This is a genomic window from Serratia sp. (in: enterobacteria) (assembly GCF_046715635.1).
Lineage (GTDB): Bacteria > Pseudomonadota > Gammaproteobacteria > Enterobacterales > Enterobacteriaceae > Chania.
The window spans coordinates 1-16,663 of the sequence record NZ_JBKJYW010000541.1 but is presented as its reverse complement, the minus strand read 5'-3'; the positions used below and the strand labels follow the sequence as shown (position 1 = coordinate 16,663).

The following is a 16,663-nucleotide window of genomic DNA, read 5'->3' as shown; positions in this document are numbered from 1 at the left end:
ATAAGCACCGAATTTCTGTTTCTGATCTTCGCTCAACGTCGGGATATGTACGCCACTGCGCATGACCGTATTCTGTAAGTAATCAACGAATGCCTTGCGCTGCTCCGGCTCTTTATCGCCGCAGGCGGTCAGTTGCATAACCACCAACAATGCCAACACCGGTGCCAGCCAACGCGCGAAACTTCTGCTCTGGATCCCTACAGCCATGTGACATAACTCCTGTTATAAACGTGTCTTTTATCAGATTCCATGCCGTCTGCCGCCCTCCGTGCGTCTACAAGAATAGATCAACTACCAGCGATACGAAATGGGATCCCGCAAGGTACGCAGAATAAGTCACCGTTTCGCTGCCGCCATCAGAGATGAAAAAGCGCCCGCAGGCGCTTTGACTTGGGCTTTACACCATTATTGCAGCACGGAGATATCCGCGACCTGCAGGAACAGCTCACGCAGCTTGCTCAGCAACGTCAGACGGTTCACGCGCACCGCTTCATCTTCTGCCATCACCATCACGCTGTCGAAGAACGCATCCACGGTTTCACGCAGTGCGGCCAGTTCTACCAGCGCTTCCTGGTAGCGGCCTTCGGCGAAGAACGGTTGCAGCTTATCGCGCAGCACCACCAAGTGGGTTGCCAACTTCAGCTCGGCCGGTTCTTTCAATACCGATGCGTGGACCTGGTCCAGCAGCGTATCGTTGGATTTGGCCAGGATATTGGAAACGCGCTTGTTGGCCGCCGCCAGTGCCGCAGCGGCTTCCAGCGTACGGAAATGCGTCACCGCTTTTACCCGCGCATCGAAGTCGGCAGGCCTGGTTGGGCGACGTGCCAATACGGCCTGGATGGTATCCACCGCATGGCCTTCTTCCTGATACCAGGCGCGGAAACGGCCCAGCATAAAGTCGACAACCTCGTCCACGACCTTGGCGTTGGTCAGCTTATCACCATACAGGCGGACAGCCTCTTCGGTCAGGGTTTGCAGATCCAGCGGCAGGTTTTTCTCAACGATGATACGCAGCACACCCAGCGCAGCACGGCGCAGTGCGAACGGGTCTTTATCGCCTTTTGGATGTTGCCCGATGCCGAAGATCCCGGCCAGGGTGTCCATTTTGTCGGCGATCGCCAACGAGCAGGCCACCAACGATTGCGGCAGTTCATCACCGGCAAAACGTGGTTGGTACTGTTCGTTCAACGCCACCGCCACGTCTTCAGCTTCACCGTCGTGGCGCGCATAGTGCATACCCATGACGCCTTGAGTGTCGGTGAATTCGAACACCATGTTGGTCATCAGATCGCACTTCGACAGCAGCCCCGCACGGGTAGCGTGGTTGACGTCTGCCCCGATCTGGCCGGCGATCCAGCCCGCCATGGCCTGGATACGGTCGGTCTTGGCGCGCAGGGTGCCCAGTTGCTGTTGGAACAGCACGGTTTCCAGACGCGGCAGGTTGTCTTCCAGGCGTTGCTTGCGGTCAGTATTGAAGAAGAACTCGGCATCCGCCAGACGTGGGCGCACCACCTTCTCGTTACCGGAGATGATTTGCTGCGGATCTTTCGATTCGATATTGGCGACGAAGATAAAGTTCGGCAGCAGTTTTCCCGCGGCGTCATACACCGGGAAATACTTCTGATCGCCCTTCATGGTGTACACCAGCGCTTCCGCAGGCACCGCCAGGAATTTCTCTTCGAACTTGGCGGTCAGCACCACTGGCCATTCGACCAACGAAGTGACCTCTTCCAGCAGGCTCTCACTCAGATCGGCTTTACCGCCAATCTGTTGTGCAGCCAGCTCGGCATCGCGCTTGATCAACGTTTTACGCGTTTGATAATCCGCCACCACTTTGCCGCGCTCCAACAGGATTTGCGGGTATTGATCGGCGTTATCGATGGTGAATTCGGCTTCACCCATAAAGCGGTGGCCGCGAATAGTGCGGGCAGAGTCAATACCCAGCACGGTGCCAGGGATCAGTTCTGCACCCAGCAGCAGGGTCACGGTATGCACAGGGCGGACAAACTGGGTTTCTTTATCGCCCCAGCGCATCAGTTTCGGGATGGGCAGCTTGGACAGCGCGGTGCTCACCATACCGGCCAGCAGTTGCTGGGCAGATTGGCCCGGCACATGGGCGCGATACAGCAGCCATTCGCCTTTATCGGTCACCAGGCGCTCGGCCTGATCGACGGTAATACCGCAGCCACGCGCCCAACCTTCGGCCGCTTTGCTCGGTTTGCCTTCGGCGTCGAACGCCTGGGCAATGGCCGGACCGCGTTTTTCAACTTCACGATCGGCCTGCGCAGCACTCAGATCCGCCACTTTCAACGCCAGACGGCGCGGAGCGGCAAACCACTTCACTTCGCCATGTTCCAGGCCAGCGTTGTCCAGTTCAGCGGTAAAGTTGGCAGCAAAGGCTTCTGCCAGTGAGCGAAGAGCCTTCGGCGGCAGCTCTTCCGTGCCGATTTCCACCAGGAAAGTCTGTTGTGTCATAGCTGCCTCTACTTCTTGTTACACATTGGGAAGCCCAGCGCTTCGCGGGAAGCGTAGTAGGCCTCGGCAACGGCTTTGGTCAGCGTGCGAATACGCAGAATATAGCGCTGACGCTCGGTAACCGAGATCGCCTTGCGTGCATCCAACAGGTTGAAGGTATGAGCAGCCTTGAGGATACGTTCATAAGCCGGCAGCGGCAGCGGTTTCTCCAGTGCCAGCAGCGTTTGTGCTTCCTTTTCATACTGCTCGAAGCAGGAGAACAGGAAATCGACATCGGCGTATTCGAAGTTATAGGTGGATTGCTCCACTTCGTTCTGATGGAACACGTCGCCATAGGTGGTAACGCCCAACGGGCCGTTGCTCCACACCAGATCGTAGACGCTGTCCACGCCCTGGATATACATCGCCAGGCGTTCCAGGCCGTAGGTGATCTCACCGGTGACCGGTTTGCACTCCAGACCACCAACCTGTTGGAAATAGGTAAACTGCGTCACTTCCATGCCGTTTAACCACACTTCCCAACCCAGCCCCCAGGCGCCGAGCGTCGGGTTTTCCCAGTTGTCTTCCACGAAGCGGATATCGTGGATGGTCGGATCCAGACCCAGTTCCTTCAAGGAGCCCAGGTAGAGTTCCTGAATGTTTTCTGGCGATGGCTTAATCACCACCTGGAATTGGTAGTAATGCTGCAGGCGGTTCGGGTTTTCCCCGTAACGGCCGTCGGTTGGGCGACGTGACGGTTGCACATAGGCGGTGGCCATTGGCTCCGGGCCCAGTGCACGCAGGCAGGTCATCGGGTGGGATGTCCCCGCGCCAACTTCCATGTCCAGCGGTTGCACGATGGTGCAGCCCTGGCGCGCCCAATAGTCCTGTAGTGTCAGGATCAGACCCTGAAAGGTCTTGGTATCAAACTTTTGCATGTTGATTTCGCACGCGATACAAGTGGATTTAACAGAATGGGCCAGTATACCCGTTGACCGTAAGATATACAGCCAGAATCCCGCAGCAAGTGTCAATCTTCGAGAAAAAAGCGTGCTTCGCGGCCATTTAAGGCGGGATCGGGGTTTAATACCGCGACAGCTTGAGACAGGTGGAAGTCTTGGCGGTTACGGCCGTTGAGCGCTGGGATGTGCGATTCGAGCCCACATGGGCGGGTTTACGGCGTGTCGGCGTTCTGCAAGACTCCCACCTGTTGCACTATTAACCGCAGCTATTAAGTATCGATCGATTATAAACCACATCGGTAGCCTGGCATTATTCATTGCTTCTTGAATTGGCTCTGATACGATCGCCGACAGTGGAAAGATAACGGCATCATGTAAAGTAAAGTTTAAAAATTTATTAGGGAAGGATGAAAATGATAGAGTTCTTTGATGTGGATTATAATTTATTGCCAGATAATAGATCCAATGAATTATTCTCCCTCAGAAAGACCACCTTTAAAGATCGCCTGAATTGGATTGTAAACTGCGAAAGAAACATGGAGTTTGATGCTTACGATAATAAAAACACCACCTATCTATTCGGCGTTTATCAGGGATTAATTGTCTGTAGCCTGCGATTTATCGAAACTAAACACCCGACGATGATCATCGATACGTTCAAACCTTACTTCCCTCAGTTAAGCCTGCCCGATGGCAACTTTACCGAAGCCAGCCGTTTATTCATTGATAAGTCACGGATACAGGAAATGCAGCTGCGGCAATACCCGATTAGCTCAATACTTTTCTTGTCGATGATTAACTATGCGCGAGATCGTGGCTATGAAGGTATCTATGCGATTGTCAGCCACCCGATGATGATCATTTTCCAACGCTCTGGCTGGCAGATTTCCATTGTTGAAACCGGTCTGTCAGAAAAGGAACAGAATATTTATCTGATTTATATGCCGGTAGATAGCCATAATCAGCAAATCCTGATCGACCGCATCAATCAGAAATCACCGGGCCGCAACGCAACGTTAAACTGCTGGCCACTGTCATTCCCGATCGGGAAGCACCGGCCTGATGAGCTTCAGCTCGACGCCAAGCCTGATGGCATGTTTGGCGTTGGTAACGCCTAACTTTTTGACCACGTTGCCGATATGATATTTTACTGTGGTGAGCTTGATCCCTAAGATAAGCGCGATTTCCTGATAGGATTTCCCCATGCTTGCCCAGTAAATAATCTCATTCTCGCGTTTGGAGAACAGCTCTTTTTGGCTGATCTTGTCAAAATCACTGGTGTTATTCAGATCGTGATACAGCGCGGTCAATTTATCATGGGCGGTGATCAGCAGCATCTGCAGCTTATGTTGGTTCTCTTTGATCGTCTCTTCGATATTTTCATCACAGGAGTCATCCATGATCAGCGATAATACCACCAGGTTATTATTATGATCGTGCAGTACTAACGTATAGCCATTGATCACATTATAGTTTTTGGCCATATCAAAAATCTTGGGCAACTTTAACCCGGATCGGATCACGATATTCTCATCCCAGGAAAAAGGGGTTACCCGGTGGGAGGCGGTAATGAGGACTGGATCGATAAATTGATAGTTATTGGCGGTATAAAACTCGAACCATTCTGTTCTGTTGGAAATTATGGCAAAATCGGCGGGATTACGTTTGCTCATAATCGCATAGGCGTACTTTATGTTGTTATACTCTCTTAAGTTTTTTTCTAAATAAGTCTTTATCGCTGAGTTAATAAACTCATTATTAAAGAATAAACTTGACACGTAATAATCTCCTTGTAGAAATCTCCGTTACAAATTTCAGAGCACAACATAAAGTAATAGTTTACCATAAAAACATTACGAAAACTAATCTCGAGTAAGAAATAACCCATTGGTTTATAATTATTAGCAGAGTGATAATGTTCATCCTTATGCAGACTAAAAATGATTAGCCTGTTTTTTCCCAGGAGCAATCCGAGATGTTAAGGTCAGTTTTTAACCAATGGATGATAAGTGATTTTAACAACCGAGGGTGAAGGTAAAATTTCAGTTACCCAAGTGTTCAATTTAAGGTCGGTTTTTTAGCTAGAGATGTTATTAGCTTGAGCGAGGGAATGTCATAAACATCGCTAAAAATCGGCTTTATTACCACTATCAGGCGATTAAAGATAAAAAATTGATGAGACAGTGAAGGAAGAATAAGTATTTTATATCATTGCAGGCACGCAAATGCCTCCCACACGTTGGTTAACGCATGAGAGAACAATTGACAGACAACCTGTTATTTATAATAATGCAACAAACTTTCCCTGGTGTTGGCCAAATGGCTCCTGATCCTTTAAACGGGATCAGTTTTTTTTTATATTTAAATCTTTTGCTCTTATGCCGCAACAATAAAGTCTTTTATGGGCAAATGATAGTTATACTAAAGTACAGTCAGGCACTGTACTTTTTCGGTGAAGGGCCTGGGCAAGGCGTTGGCGAATAGGGCTCACGGCCCCGTCTATCAGGCATTGTCAGGTAAAAATGGTAAGCACAATTCCCCATTATCTTCCCGGCACCAAACCGTCTGGCACCGGGCAATTAGGATTAAAACTATCCTTCAAAAACGCGCGCTGACCCCCACGTTGTACATAAATTGCTCACCACTACTCAAGCCGCTGGTCTGCGAAACCGTCGCAAACGCCGCCACCTGCTCGCTCAATGGCATATTCGCCCCTAAGGTCACATCCATCCAGTTTTTATCCTGGCTGGCGCTGTCGCGGGTGAATGAAGTCTGGGTCGATTTCAATCCACCGCCTGCCCGGTAAACGCCATCGCCAAACTGGTGCTGATAGCTCACCTCCAAGTAAGGATTAACTACCCCGAGCTGGCTATCCAATCGCCATCCTACCGCGCCGATCTGCGAATGATAGGTCTGATCGTTGAAACGCATCGCCGTACTGTCGTCGCCATTCTCGCTATAACCGGAGACGTTGCTGTAATCCCAGGCAAACTGGGCCATCGGCCCGGTGGTCAGGTACGAAGCGATCGGGAAATCATACCCCGTTGTGACGCGTGCGCCCCACTGCTTACCATCAGTATCGCCGGTTTCTGTGCGGGTTAGTGAGCCCAGTTGCATACTGCGGTTAATATCGTCGTAATTGACGCTGGCATAGTGCAAATCGGCATTGACCCATCCCTGCTCAAACAGCGTCAGGGAACTGAAGGCCGATAGCAGCACGCCACGCGCCTTATAATCGTAACGGCTGGAAGGTTGTTGATTATCGTTAGAACCCGAGAGCAGCGCCCCTATCAGCCACTCATCCGTCAGTTGGTAATCCACGCCCAGCGTTAGGTTATGCGTGGTAGCGTCGCCATCTCCAGCAAGCGTATTGGCTGAGTAATCATATCGTTGCCCGGCATAGCCGCCGAACACGCCCAACGACCCTTGCGGATTGCTGCTGGTGCGTAACTGCTGAAAACGGCTGTCCAAGGTGGCACGGCTATCACGCGCAAAGGCGGCGGTTGCCTGGTTGAGAGCCACCGCCTGCGCCGGACCATCCAATACCGCCTGAATATAATCGGCGATCAATTGGTGAGCCTGTGGGCCAGGATGGAAATGATCGGCAAACAGATAAGCCTGCTCGCTGTTAAAGCCCGGCATGGCTGAACTGCATACCGCCGAAGAGACTCCCGCTGGGCAGGCCATACCGGCGGTGTTGGTAAAACCAAACTGGCCCGGATTGGCAATCGCCTCGCCGAACAGTTGGTTGATATCAACGCGCACGATATTACCGCCCCCCTGAGCCAACAGGCGATCTTCGCTCTGGTTATAAAAATCGGTAAGCTGGGCCGCCTGGGCGCTGAAACTGTCAAAAGCCGTGCTCAATTGAGCAGCAATGGCCTGCTGCACCTGTGGATTGTTGCTGGCCTGCTGTGCCGCGGCCCCTAATGCTTGATGGATCGCCTGCTGGCGCGAAGCGTTACCCGGCGTGGCGATGGTATTCAGCTTGCCGTAAGCCGCCAGGATGGCCGCGCCCTGCACCGGCCCCAACGCCTGTTGGATAATCAGCTCCATCAGCTGTGGGGTAGAGCCGATATTCGGCACCGTCGGCACAATCACCGTCCCGGCACCGGCGTTCAATAAAGCGTGCACCTGCGTCGCCGCAGCCAAGGCGCTGGTAAAGGCCACCTCCGGTGCGGTTGCCACATTCATCGCCGCAGCGGCCAGATCGTTGCCGCCGATCCAGTGAATATACAGACCCTCGCCGTTGGCCCTGCCGTTAACCCGCGTAAGGTAGCTTTGTACCTGATCCTCGGTGTTATCCGCCGGGTTAAGCGCCGGTACGGCCACGCCACCACCGGCAGCATAGTTGTAGCCACCGTTATCGGACGCCACCAGCGCAGCACCAATGCGTTGGCCCAGTATTTCGTCATACAGCTGATGTTGGTTACTGTCATAGGTGAAACGGCCGTTATTGCCAGTATCACTCAGGCTGTCACCAAACACGTAAAGTTGATCATAAGCCTGTGCCGTAGCACTGAGGCAAAAAGCTAAAGCCACGGCAAGCACCGTTAGGGTGTGCTTACCCTGTATTTTCAGAGGCATAAATAGACTCCTGAGAGTCAGAAATAGAGGAGATTTGAGACTGCTGACAAACCACAATCGGCTTGCTAAACGGGCACAGCATGCAGCGCCCCAACGGTCGAACCCGTGCGACCTATTGCCACTCTGTCATCATTCTCAATCACTGTTCTTATCGTTAGCCTTTATCACCAAGGCTATGTAGTAAATATTGCGGGATTTCACATAACGTCAAGTTAACTGACGATAAATCGTGCAAAGGGTTGCCAAGCAGGCGGCTTCCGGCGATGATTACCTGTAAATAAATACAGCATAAGGAATCCTCGTATGGCCAACGAACGCTGCGGTTGGGTTACCGCCGATCCGCTATATCTTGAGTATCATGACAAGGAATGGGGCGTACCCACCACCGACGCACGCGAGCTGTTCGAAATGCTGTGCCTGGAAGGCCAGCAGGCCGGTCTTTCCTGGATCACCGTGCTGAAAAAACGTGAAAACTACCGCCGTGCCTTCCACAATTTCGATCCGCAGCGCATCGCAGCCATGACCGAGCAAGACGTGGCAACGCTGATGCAAGACAGCGGTATCATCCGCCATCGCGGCAAGATCGAGGCCATTATCAACAATGCCAAAGCCTATCTGGCGATGGAAGCCGCCGGAGAGGATTTTGTCACCTTTATCTGGCAGTTCGTCACCGGCAAACCGCTGCTTAATCACTGGCAGGCGCTTGGCGAAGTCCCCGCCAAAACCGAACAGTCCGATGCTCTGTCCAAGGCGTTAAAAAAGCGCGGCTTTAAATTTATCGGCTCAACCACCTGCTATGCCTTTATGCAGGCCTGTGGCTTGGTGAACGATCATCTTAGCGGTTGCTTCTGCCACCCAAAGCAGAGCCAGGCATGATCCGCACCGCCGTTCCGGCCGATATCGAGCCGCTGATGGCGCTGTGGTTGGCAAGCACCACCCAGGCCCATCCGTTTATCGCGGGCGATTATTGGCAGCAAACCGCCCAGTTGGTGCGCGAAAGCTATCTGCCACGCGCCAAAACCTGGGTTTATCTGCACCACCAGCAGATCGCCGGTTTTATCAGCGTGCTGGATGAACGCTTCGTGGGCGCGCTGTTTGTCGATGAGCACTTCCACGGCCAAGGCGTCGGTGCCGCGCTGATGGAGCACGTGCAGCAACAGCACGGCTGGCTAAGCCTGGAGGTGTACGAGCAGAATCTGCGGGCCTGCGCCTTTTACCGCAAGCTTGGGTTCAGTGAAGGACAACGCCAGTTCAATCAGGAGACCCAGGCCCATACGCTGATCATGAACTGGGTGGCCGCCGAACTGCGCTCCCCCTGAAGAAGCGGCGGGCGGGCTTTGTCATCCCTGCCCGCTTCTGGTACTTTGGCAGCCAACCTTGTCGACGAGATCCAGCATGTTTACCCATATCGCCTTATCCAAGCTCAACGGTCTCGAATTGATGGTGTACAACTATGTCATCAAAAATAAGGACAAGGTCATGTATATGACCATTCGCGAGCTGGCGGACAGTGCCAAGGTTTCCACCACCACGGTATTACGCTTTTGTAAGAAAATGAATTTCAGCGGCTATTCGGAATTCCGTATTCGCTTTAAACTCTATCTGGAGCAGGAAGATAAACTGCTGTTAACCTCCGGCGTCAGCGAAATTGTCAGCTTCTTCAAGAGTATTAACAATGATGAGTTTGAACAGTTAATTACGGATGCGGCAGCACACATTACCGCCGCAGAAAGGATCATCTTTGTCGGGGCAGGGACATCCGGCACACTGGGTAAGTACGGCGCTCGTTTTTTCTCTAACGTCGGTAAATTCAGTAATTATATCGATGACCCTTATTATCCCATCAGCAGCGATATGTATAAAAACGCGGTGGCCATTATTTTATCGGTTTCTGGGGAAACGCCGGAAATTCTCAAACTGGCCAGCCAATTTAGCCTGCATAACTGCAAGATCGTCAGCATTACCAACAGTGAAACCTCATCACTGGCGCGCATGGCGGACTTTAACCTCTCTTACCACATGCCGCAAATCCGCATTGCCAGCGAGTACGATATCACCACTCAGGTACCGGTGATGTATATGTTGGAAGCAATAGGAAAAAAGTTGGCCAAAAGTCTTGGTCATTAATTTCCTTAGTTGAAAAGAGTGAAATAACACCCTGTTTTTTTAATGTGACAAATCACCTTTTCGTCGTTTTGTTATATCGTGACTTCCTCATCTTATTTGCTACTATCCCTTCAGCTATAACCCAAACACTGACAATAAAGCCCGATATATCTGTACCTCATAGATGGAGTTACGTTGATGGCAATTAATTATGCTGATTCAGCAAAAGAGATCGTGCGCCTGATTGGTGGCGATAATAATGTGATTAATGTCACACATTGCGCAACGCGTTTGCGATTTATTTTAAAAGATATCAGCCAGGCCGATAAAGACACGTTGAAACGCGTCAAAGGCGTGATTACCGTTATCGAATCCAGTGGCCAATTGCAGGTGGTGATCGGCAACCACGTCGGCGACGCCTATCGGGAAGTGCTCAAACGGGTCAAGATGGATGAGAACGTGGCGGTCAGCGCGCCAAACGTCGGCATCGTCAGCCGCCTGATGGACATTATCTCCAGTATCTTTGCCCCCTTCCTGTATCCGCTGGCGGCCTGTGGGGTGTTGCAGGGGCTCATCTCGCTGTTTGCTGCCTTAGGCTGGATGGATCCGGCCAGCGGTACCTACCGCATTCTCAACTTCGTTTCCTGGACCGGCTTCACCTTCCTGCCGGTGATGGTGGCCTTCACCGCCGCGAAAAAATTCAACGTCAATCCGTTCACCGCAGTGATCGCGGCCTGTGCGCTGGTCTCCCCAGACTACATGAACATGCTCACCGCCAATAAAATCCTGTTGGTAAACTCTGCCGATCCGGCCATGCAGGCTTTGATGCAGGAAGCCGTCAATAACCCACAGATTGCCAAGGTACTAGCCGAAGTGGCCGGTATCCCGATTAATGCCGATCCGCTCACCTTCCTGGGTATGCCGGTGCAGTATCTCAGCTATACCGCCTCGGTGATCCCGATCATCCTGATGGTCTGGATCATGTCTTATGTGCAGCGTTTCTTTGAACGCATCCTGCCGCTGGTGATCCGCAACCTGTTCACCCCAATGTTCTGTATCGCGATCATGGTACCGCTGACGCTGCTGGCCTTTGGCCCGATCGGCAACATGATTGGCGGGGCCATCGGTGGCGTCTATAACACGCTGTATCACCTCAGCCCTTCCATTGCCGGAGCGGTAGTAGGCGCACTGTGGATGCCGCTGGTGACGCTGGGCGTACACTGGGGGATCACGCCGGTCACCGTGGGGAACTATGCCACGCTGGGCTATGACACTTTTACCGGCCTGCAAGCCTCCCCGGTATTTGCCATGGCGGGTGCCGTGCTGGGCGTCTATTTGAAATCCAAAGACCCGGAGATGAAGCGCGTTTCGCTGTCTGCGGGCATGACCGCCCTGTTTGGCATCACGGAGCCTGCCATCTACGGCGTAGCGCTGCGTCTGAAGCGGCCAATGATTTGTGGCTGTATCGCCGGTGCGGTCGGCGGTTCCATTGCCGGAGCCTTCAACGCGGTGTCATGGAGCTATTGCCTGCCGGGGATTGCCGTGCTGCCGGTGTTCTTTAAAGAAGGCCATATGCCGCAGTTCCTTGGCTTCCTGCTATCCATCTGCGTGGCGTTTGTGCTTGGTGCGGTACTGACCTATATCGTCGGCTTTAAAGAACAACAACCCGCGCCAACGGCACCGCTCAACAAGCCTGAAATGGCCTAAATTCATCTACCAAGAGAAGCAACGTTATGAAAAAACAGTTACCGGATGATTTCCTGTGGGGCGGCGCGGTAGCGGCGCATCAGGTTGAAGGCGGCTGGGATCAGGGCGGAAAAGGCCCAAGCATCGTCGATGTGCTGTCCAGCGGTGCCCACGGCGTCGATCGCGTGATCACCAACGGCATTGAACCAGGCTACCTCTACGCCAACCACGACGCGGTGGACTTCTATCACCGTTATCAAGGCGATATCGCGCTGTTTGCCGAAATGGGTTTCAAGTGCTTCCGTACCTCGATTGCCTGGTCGCGCATCTTCCCTCTGGGGGATGAACGGGAGCCGAACGAGGAAGGATTGCAGTTCTACGACAACCTGTTTGACGAATTGCTGAAATACGGCATTGAGCCGGTGATCACCCTTTCCCACTTTGAGATGCCATGGCATCTGGTGAAAGAGTATGGCGGCTGGAAGAACCGCAAGGTAGTCGATTTCTTTGTGCGCTTTAGCGAAGTGGTCATCTCCCGTTACCAGCACAAAGTGAAGTACTGGATGACCTTCAACGAGATTAACAACCAGCGCAACTGGAAGACCCCGCTGTTCGGCTACTGCTGTTCAGGGGTGATTTTCACTCAGGAACCGAACCCGGAAGAGTGTATGTACCAAGTGCTGCACCATCAGTTTGTCGCCAGCGCGCAGGTGGTCAAGCTGGGGCATGCCATCAACCCGGCACTGCAGATTGGTTGCATGATTGCCATGGTGCCGCTGTATCCGTTCTCCTGCAATCCGGACGACGTGATGTATGCCCAAGAGGCGATGCGTGAACGCTTCCTGTTTGGCGATGTGCATATGCGCGGCTATTACCCGTCCTACATTCTGCACGAATGGGAGCGCAAGGGTTACCACATCCAGATGCAGCCGGAAGATGAGCAGATCCTGCGTGAAGGCTGCGCCGACTATATCGGCCTGAGCTACTACATGAGTAACGCGGTGCAGGCGGACTCCATCGGCGCGGGTACGGCCCTGGCCGGTTTTGAAGGCAGCGTGCCGAACCCTTATGTGAAAGCCTCTGACTGGGGTTGGCAGATCGACCCGGTGGGGCTGCGTTATACGCTCAATATCCTCTATGAACGCTACCAGAAGCCGCTGTTTATCGTCGAGAACGGCTTCGGTGCGCTGGATAAGCCCGAAGCTGATGGCCAGATCCACGACGACTACCGCATCGCCTATCTGCGTTCGCATATCGACCAGATGAAAAAAGCGGTGATCGACGACGGCGTTGAGCTGATGGGCTTCACCCCCTGGGGCTGTATCGACTGCGTGTCCTTCACCACCGGGCAATACAGTAAGCGCTACGGCTTTATCTACGTAGATAAGCACGACGACGGCAGCGGCACCTTTGCCCGCTCGAAGAAACAGAGCTTCGACTGGTATCGCCGCGTGATCGCCAGCAATGGCGAAACGTTAGCCTAACCGCATCTCATCGGGGCGAATCTCTTCGCCCCTTTGTCCGAAAGATCAATCACCCCGGCATTATTTCAGTTTGTTCTGGTTCCCAAGCGGCGATTTGGCGGCTACCTTCCTGCCTGGTTTACAGGTTCATAATTTGTCACGAATTTTTCCGGAACTGCGGGTCAAAAGGCACGTCTCAGTAGCGCGGCCCGTTGTGGGTTCGCGGCTGAATGCCGATGATTTTGCGCCTCCAGCTTGGAGTAGCGCGCGCAGATATCCCTGCTTTTAAAGGAACTAACAATGAAAAAACGCATTGCGATAATTGCTGGTGCGGTAGCCGTTGCCATGACGCTATCGGCTTGTACCACCAACCCTTACACCGGGGAGTCAGAAGCCGGCAAGTCCGGTATTGGCGCTGGCGTTGGCGCAGCCCTGGGTGCCGGTATCGGCATGATCTCTTCATCGAAAAAAGACCGTGGTAAAGGCGCGCTGATCGGCGCCGCAGCCGGTGCCGCATTGGGCGGTGGCGCCGGATACTACATGGACGTGCAGGAAGCCAAACTGCGCGACAAAATGAAAGGCACCGGCGTTAGCGTTACCCGTCAGGGCGATAATATCGTGCTGAACATGCCGAATAACGTGACCTTTGATACCGACAGCAGCACGCTGAAACCGGCGGGTGCCAACACCCTGACCGGCGTGGCGATGGTGCTGAAAGAATATGAAAAAACCGCCATCAACGTAGTGGGTTACACCGACAGCACCGGGGCTCGCGCGCATAATATGACGCTCTCCCAGCAACGTGCAGACGGTGTGGCTAGCGCGCTGATCACCCAAGGGGTCGCCGCCAACCGCATCCGCTCAACCGGTGCCGGCCCGGATAACCCGATTGCCTCCAACAGCACCACCGCAGGCAAGGCGCAAAACCGCCGCGTTGAGATCACCCTCAGCCCGCTGCAGTAAACCCGTGCGGGGCCATGACCCCCGCCGGTACGCATTTCCTGCCACAGCCCGCATCCTGACATGGGTCATTCCCGGCTTTAGGCTTGGTGTGTTAGTCTCCTTGGCATTAAACCGCAGGGGAGATTGGCTGTGAGCAGTGATAAAGCAACGCGTGCCTCAGGGCGCGCCACCATCAATGATGTGGCAAAACACGCCCAAACCGGCAAAACCAGCGTGTCGCGCTATCTCAATGGTGAACAGCACCTGCTCTCCGACGCTCTCAAACAACGTATCGACATCGCGATCCAGCAGCTCGACTATCGCCCAAGCCAGATGGCACGCAGCCTGAAAGGCGGACAAACGCGGCTGATCGGCCTGATCATCGCCGATATCACCAATCCCTATTCCGTTGACGTGATGCGCGGTATCGAAGCCGCCTGCCGCCAGCATGGCTTTACCCTGCTGGTGTGTAACACCAATAACGAGATCAATCAGGAACAGCACTATCTACAGTTGCTGAGCAGCTACCGGGTGGAAGGGATTGTGGTGAACGCCGTCGGGATGCGCGAAGACGCGCTCTCCATGCTGCAACAGTCGATGCTGCCGATGGTGCTGATCGACCGTAAAATCCCCGACTTTGCCTGCGATGTGGTGGGTTTGAATAACCACGAAGCCACCGCCACCGCAACGGAACACCTGTTGCAACAGGGTTTCGAGGCGATCCTGTTCCTCAGTGAGCCGATTGGCACCGTAAATACCCGGCTTGAGCGTCTGCACGCCTTTCGCCAGACCATGGCCAAACATCCCGATTTGTCCGCCGAGCAGGCTGAAACTCCGCTCAACGACGCCGAAAAGCTGGCGACGGTATTACAGACCTTCAATACCCGCCATCGCGGAATGCGCAAAGCGGTGATCTCCGCCAACGGTGCCTTAACGCTGCAAGTTGCGCGCGCTATGCGCCATCTGGGGATGCAGTGGGGCAACGACATTGGCCTGCTGGGGTTTGACGAACTGGATTGGGCCGAACTGGCCGGGGTGGGGATCACCACCCTGAAACAACCCACCTACCAGATAGGGCATGCCGCGTTGGAGCTGCTGGTGCAGCGTATCCAAGGCTTCGATGCCCCCGTTAGCGAGCAGCTATTCTCCGGTGAGTTGATCGTTCGCGGCTCCACCCAGCGTTGACCCCTCACCCTCTCCCACAGGGAGAGGGGACCGATCGAGTTCATTGATTGCTTTGCGTAATACCTTACCTTTCTTATTCTTACTCCCTACTTTCCAAAGCTGCACGGACTAACTACTTACCCTGGACAGCTCCCACAAAAGCCCACTGAAAGTACGTTGACTCATCATGTGCATTTGTTGACTCTCCCTGGATAAATGGAGGCTCAAGCTTTGCTGACATTATCTTCGTTCATCCATCAGAGCAGGGGCTATCAGCTCCCTCTCCCTGTGGGAGCGGGTTGGGGTGAGGGGCCATTTTTTAACCAACTCCGTGATTGCGATCATAATTCTGCATGCTGCTACTTTTCAATGGAACCGGTTCCATTTACCGTGATAACAACAGTAGCGGTGGTGTTAGGTCACCTCAGGAGCCAAAAGATGAAGCAACAGATTATTGTAGTAACCAGCGCCTACGGCAACGACAAGGTACATCAGCTAGGTGGTCAGGCGGCGCTATTACCCCTTATCGCCCAAGCAGGTGCCGACGGCGTGGAAATCCGCCGTGAACTGCTTTCCCCACAGGAGCTGGACGATTTACCAGCCCTGGCAAAAGCCCTACAGCAACACCAACTGGCCGCCGTGTATTCCGCACCTGAGTCACTGTTTACGCCACAGCATACCCTTAACCCGAATCTGCCCGCCTTTTTGGCTGAGGCGAAGATCCTGTAAGCCAGCCGTCTCAAGCTGGCCTTGGGTCACTACCAACCGGGCTTTGACTTTACCGAGTTAAAAATCGCGCTGAGGCAATCCGCAACCCAACTGGTGGTCGAGAACGATCAAACGCCAGACTGCGGCATCCTGTCGTTAATGAACGCCTTTTTCCATGCGGTGGAAGAGAGCCAACTGCCGGTCGGTATGACGTTCGACATGGCCAACTGGCATTGGGTGGGGCAAGACGCCCTGGCCGCCGCCAATCTGCTGGCCGCACACGTCGGCTATATTCATGTTAAAGCCGCCACCCTTGGCCCACGCGGCTGGCGCGCCATTGCCCTGGATGACACCGACGGCAGCTGGCGCGAAGTGCTGGCCCGCTTGCCACAGGATGTGCCACGCGGCATCGAGTTCCCGCTACAGGGCAGCGATCTGGAGGCGGTAACCCGCCACTACGTGGATGTGTTACGTGGGGAGCAGGCATGATGAATACGCAAAATTCTTTAGACGTCGTAACGCTGGGTGAAGCCATGGCGATGTTCGTCGCGGCGCAAACCGGCGATCTGGCCGAGGTAGAAAGCTTTACCA

General features: G+C 53.7%; 13 protein-coding genes and 1 pseudogene. 9 read left to right on the top strand and 5 right to left on the bottom strand.

Annotated features, from left to right (window positions below):
- From ACLQ7H_RS28180 to glyQ, 3 genes are all read right to left on the bottom strand, one after another.
- Window positions 1–207, bottom strand: a 207-nt coding sequence (locus tag ACLQ7H_RS28180) for a DUF3053 family protein (protein ID WP_411755522.1), incomplete at its 3' end; no start/stop codon positions are given.
- A 198-nt stretch (window positions 208–405) separates the two neighbouring features.
- A complete protein-coding gene (glyS, locus tag ACLQ7H_RS28175; RefSeq protein ID WP_411755521.1) occupies window positions 406–2,475 on the bottom strand; it encodes a glycine--tRNA ligase subunit beta in 2,070 nt (689 codons plus the stop codon).
- A gap of 8 nt (window positions 2,476–2,483) precedes the next feature.
- Window positions 2,484–3,392 (bottom strand): glycine--tRNA ligase subunit alpha, encoded by a 909-nt coding sequence (gene glyQ / locus ACLQ7H_RS28170; RefSeq protein ID WP_021181351.1) that lies wholly within the window; start codon window positions 3,390–3,392, stop codon window positions 2,484–2,486.
- A 437-nt stretch (window positions 3,393–3,829) separates the two neighbouring features.
- Between glyQ and ACLQ7H_RS28165 the strand changes: the two genes are divergently transcribed.
- Entirely contained in the window at window positions 3,830–4,534 is a 705-nt protein-coding gene (locus tag ACLQ7H_RS28165) for an acyl-homoserine-lactone synthase (RefSeq protein WP_411755520.1), read from the top strand.
- Here the strand turns inward: ACLQ7H_RS28165 and ACLQ7H_RS28160 are convergent.
- Both ACLQ7H_RS28160 and ACLQ7H_RS28155 read right to left on the bottom strand, forming a co-directional pair.
- Window positions 4,451–5,194 carry a helix-turn-helix transcriptional regulator gene (locus ACLQ7H_RS28160; protein ID WP_411755519.1) on the bottom strand — a complete coding sequence of 248 codons (744 nt, stop codon included), beginning with the start codon at window positions 5,192–5,194 and terminating at the stop codon, window positions 4,451–4,453. The genes ACLQ7H_RS28165 and ACLQ7H_RS28160 overlap by 84 nt on opposite strands.
- An 820-nt stretch (window positions 5,195–6,014) precedes the next feature.
- Window positions 6,015–8,003: an autotransporter outer membrane beta-barrel domain-containing protein gene (locus ACLQ7H_RS28155; protein WP_411755518.1), complete on the bottom strand. Its 1,989-nt coding sequence runs from the start codon at window positions 8,001–8,003 to the stop codon at window positions 6,015–6,017.
- 303 nt (window positions 8,004–8,306) lie between these two features.
- Here ACLQ7H_RS28155 and ACLQ7H_RS28150 point away from each other — a divergent pair, with 303 nt between their 5' ends.
- From ACLQ7H_RS28150 to ACLQ7H_RS28115, 8 genes and pseudogenes are all read left to right on the top strand, one after another.
- Window positions 8,307–8,879 (top strand): DNA-3-methyladenine glycosylase I, encoded by a 573-nt coding sequence (locus ACLQ7H_RS28150; protein WP_411755517.1) that lies wholly within the window; start codon window positions 8,307–8,309, stop codon window positions 8,877–8,879.
- Window positions 8,876–9,322 carry an N-acetyltransferase gene (locus ACLQ7H_RS28145; protein ID WP_411755516.1) on the top strand — a complete coding sequence of 149 codons (447 nt, stop codon included), beginning with the start codon at window positions 8,876–8,878 and terminating at the stop codon, window positions 9,320–9,322. The genes ACLQ7H_RS28150 and ACLQ7H_RS28145 overlap by 4 nt, the downstream gene beginning before the upstream one ends.
- 76 nt (window positions 9,323–9,398) lie before the next feature.
- Window positions 9,399–10,130: a MurR/RpiR family transcriptional regulator gene (locus ACLQ7H_RS28140; RefSeq protein ID WP_411755515.1), complete on the top strand. Its 732-nt coding sequence runs from the start codon at window positions 9,399–9,401 to the stop codon at window positions 10,128–10,130.
- A gap of 177 nt (window positions 10,131–10,307) precedes the next feature.
- On the top strand, window positions 10,308–11,816 hold the full coding sequence (locus tag ACLQ7H_RS28135; protein ID WP_411755514.1) for a PTS transporter subunit EIIC: 1,509 nt from the start codon (window positions 10,308–10,310) through the stop codon (window positions 11,814–11,816).
- 26 nt (window positions 11,817–11,842) lie between these two features.
- Window positions 11,843–13,279, top strand: a complete 1,437-nt coding sequence (locus tag ACLQ7H_RS28130; protein ID WP_411755513.1) for a 6-phospho-beta-glucosidase — start codon at window positions 11,843–11,845, stop codon at window positions 13,277–13,279.
- Window positions 13,280–13,558: 279 nt separating this feature from the next.
- Window positions 13,559–14,221 carry an OmpA family lipoprotein gene (locus ACLQ7H_RS28125; RefSeq protein ID WP_411755512.1) on the top strand — a complete coding sequence of 221 codons (663 nt, stop codon included), beginning with the start codon at window positions 13,559–13,561 and terminating at the stop codon, window positions 14,219–14,221.
- A 129-nt stretch (window positions 14,222–14,350) separates the two neighbouring features.
- Entirely contained in the window at window positions 14,351–15,385 is a 1,035-nt protein-coding gene (locus ACLQ7H_RS28120) for a LacI family DNA-binding transcriptional regulator (protein WP_411755511.1), read from the top strand.
- A 417-nt stretch (window positions 15,386–15,802) separates the two neighbouring features.
- Window positions 15,803–16,561: pseudogene (locus ACLQ7H_RS28115) on the top strand (sugar phosphate isomerase/epimerase family protein).
- Window positions 16,562–16,663: the final 102 nt, after the last annotated feature.

What these genes read in the sequence shown, in the direction of transcription:
- glyS (WP_411755521.1), bottom strand. Translation starts at nt 2,475, where the DNA reads ATGACACAACAGACTTTCCTGGTGGAAATCGGCACGGAAGAGCTGCCG.
- glyQ (WP_021181351.1), bottom strand. Translation starts at nt 3,392, where the DNA reads ATGCAAAAGTTTGATACCAAGACCTTTCAGGGTCTGATCCTGACACTA.
- ACLQ7H_RS28165 (WP_411755520.1), top strand. Translation starts at nt 3,830, where the DNA reads ATGATAGAGTTCTTTGATGTGGATTATAATTTATTGCCAGATAATAGA.
- ACLQ7H_RS28155 (WP_411755518.1), bottom strand. Translation starts at nt 8,003, where the DNA reads ATGCCTCTGAAAATACAGGGTAAGCACACCCTAACGGTGCTTGCCGTG.
- ACLQ7H_RS28150 (WP_411755517.1), top strand. Translation starts at nt 8,307, where the DNA reads ATGGCCAACGAACGCTGCGGTTGGGTTACCGCCGATCCGCTATATCTT.
- ACLQ7H_RS28145 (WP_411755516.1), top strand. Translation starts at nt 8,876, where the DNA reads ATGATCCGCACCGCCGTTCCGGCCGATATCGAGCCGCTGATGGCGCTG.
- ACLQ7H_RS28140 (WP_411755515.1), top strand. Translation starts at nt 9,399, where the DNA reads ATGTTTACCCATATCGCCTTATCCAAGCTCAACGGTCTCGAATTGATG.
- ACLQ7H_RS28135 (WP_411755514.1), top strand. Translation starts at nt 10,308, where the DNA reads ATGGCAATTAATTATGCTGATTCAGCAAAAGAGATCGTGCGCCTGATT.
- ACLQ7H_RS28130 (WP_411755513.1), top strand. Translation starts at nt 11,843, where the DNA reads ATGAAAAAACAGTTACCGGATGATTTCCTGTGGGGCGGCGCGGTAGCG.
- ACLQ7H_RS28125 (WP_411755512.1), top strand. Translation starts at nt 13,559, where the DNA reads ATGAAAAAACGCATTGCGATAATTGCTGGTGCGGTAGCCGTTGCCATG.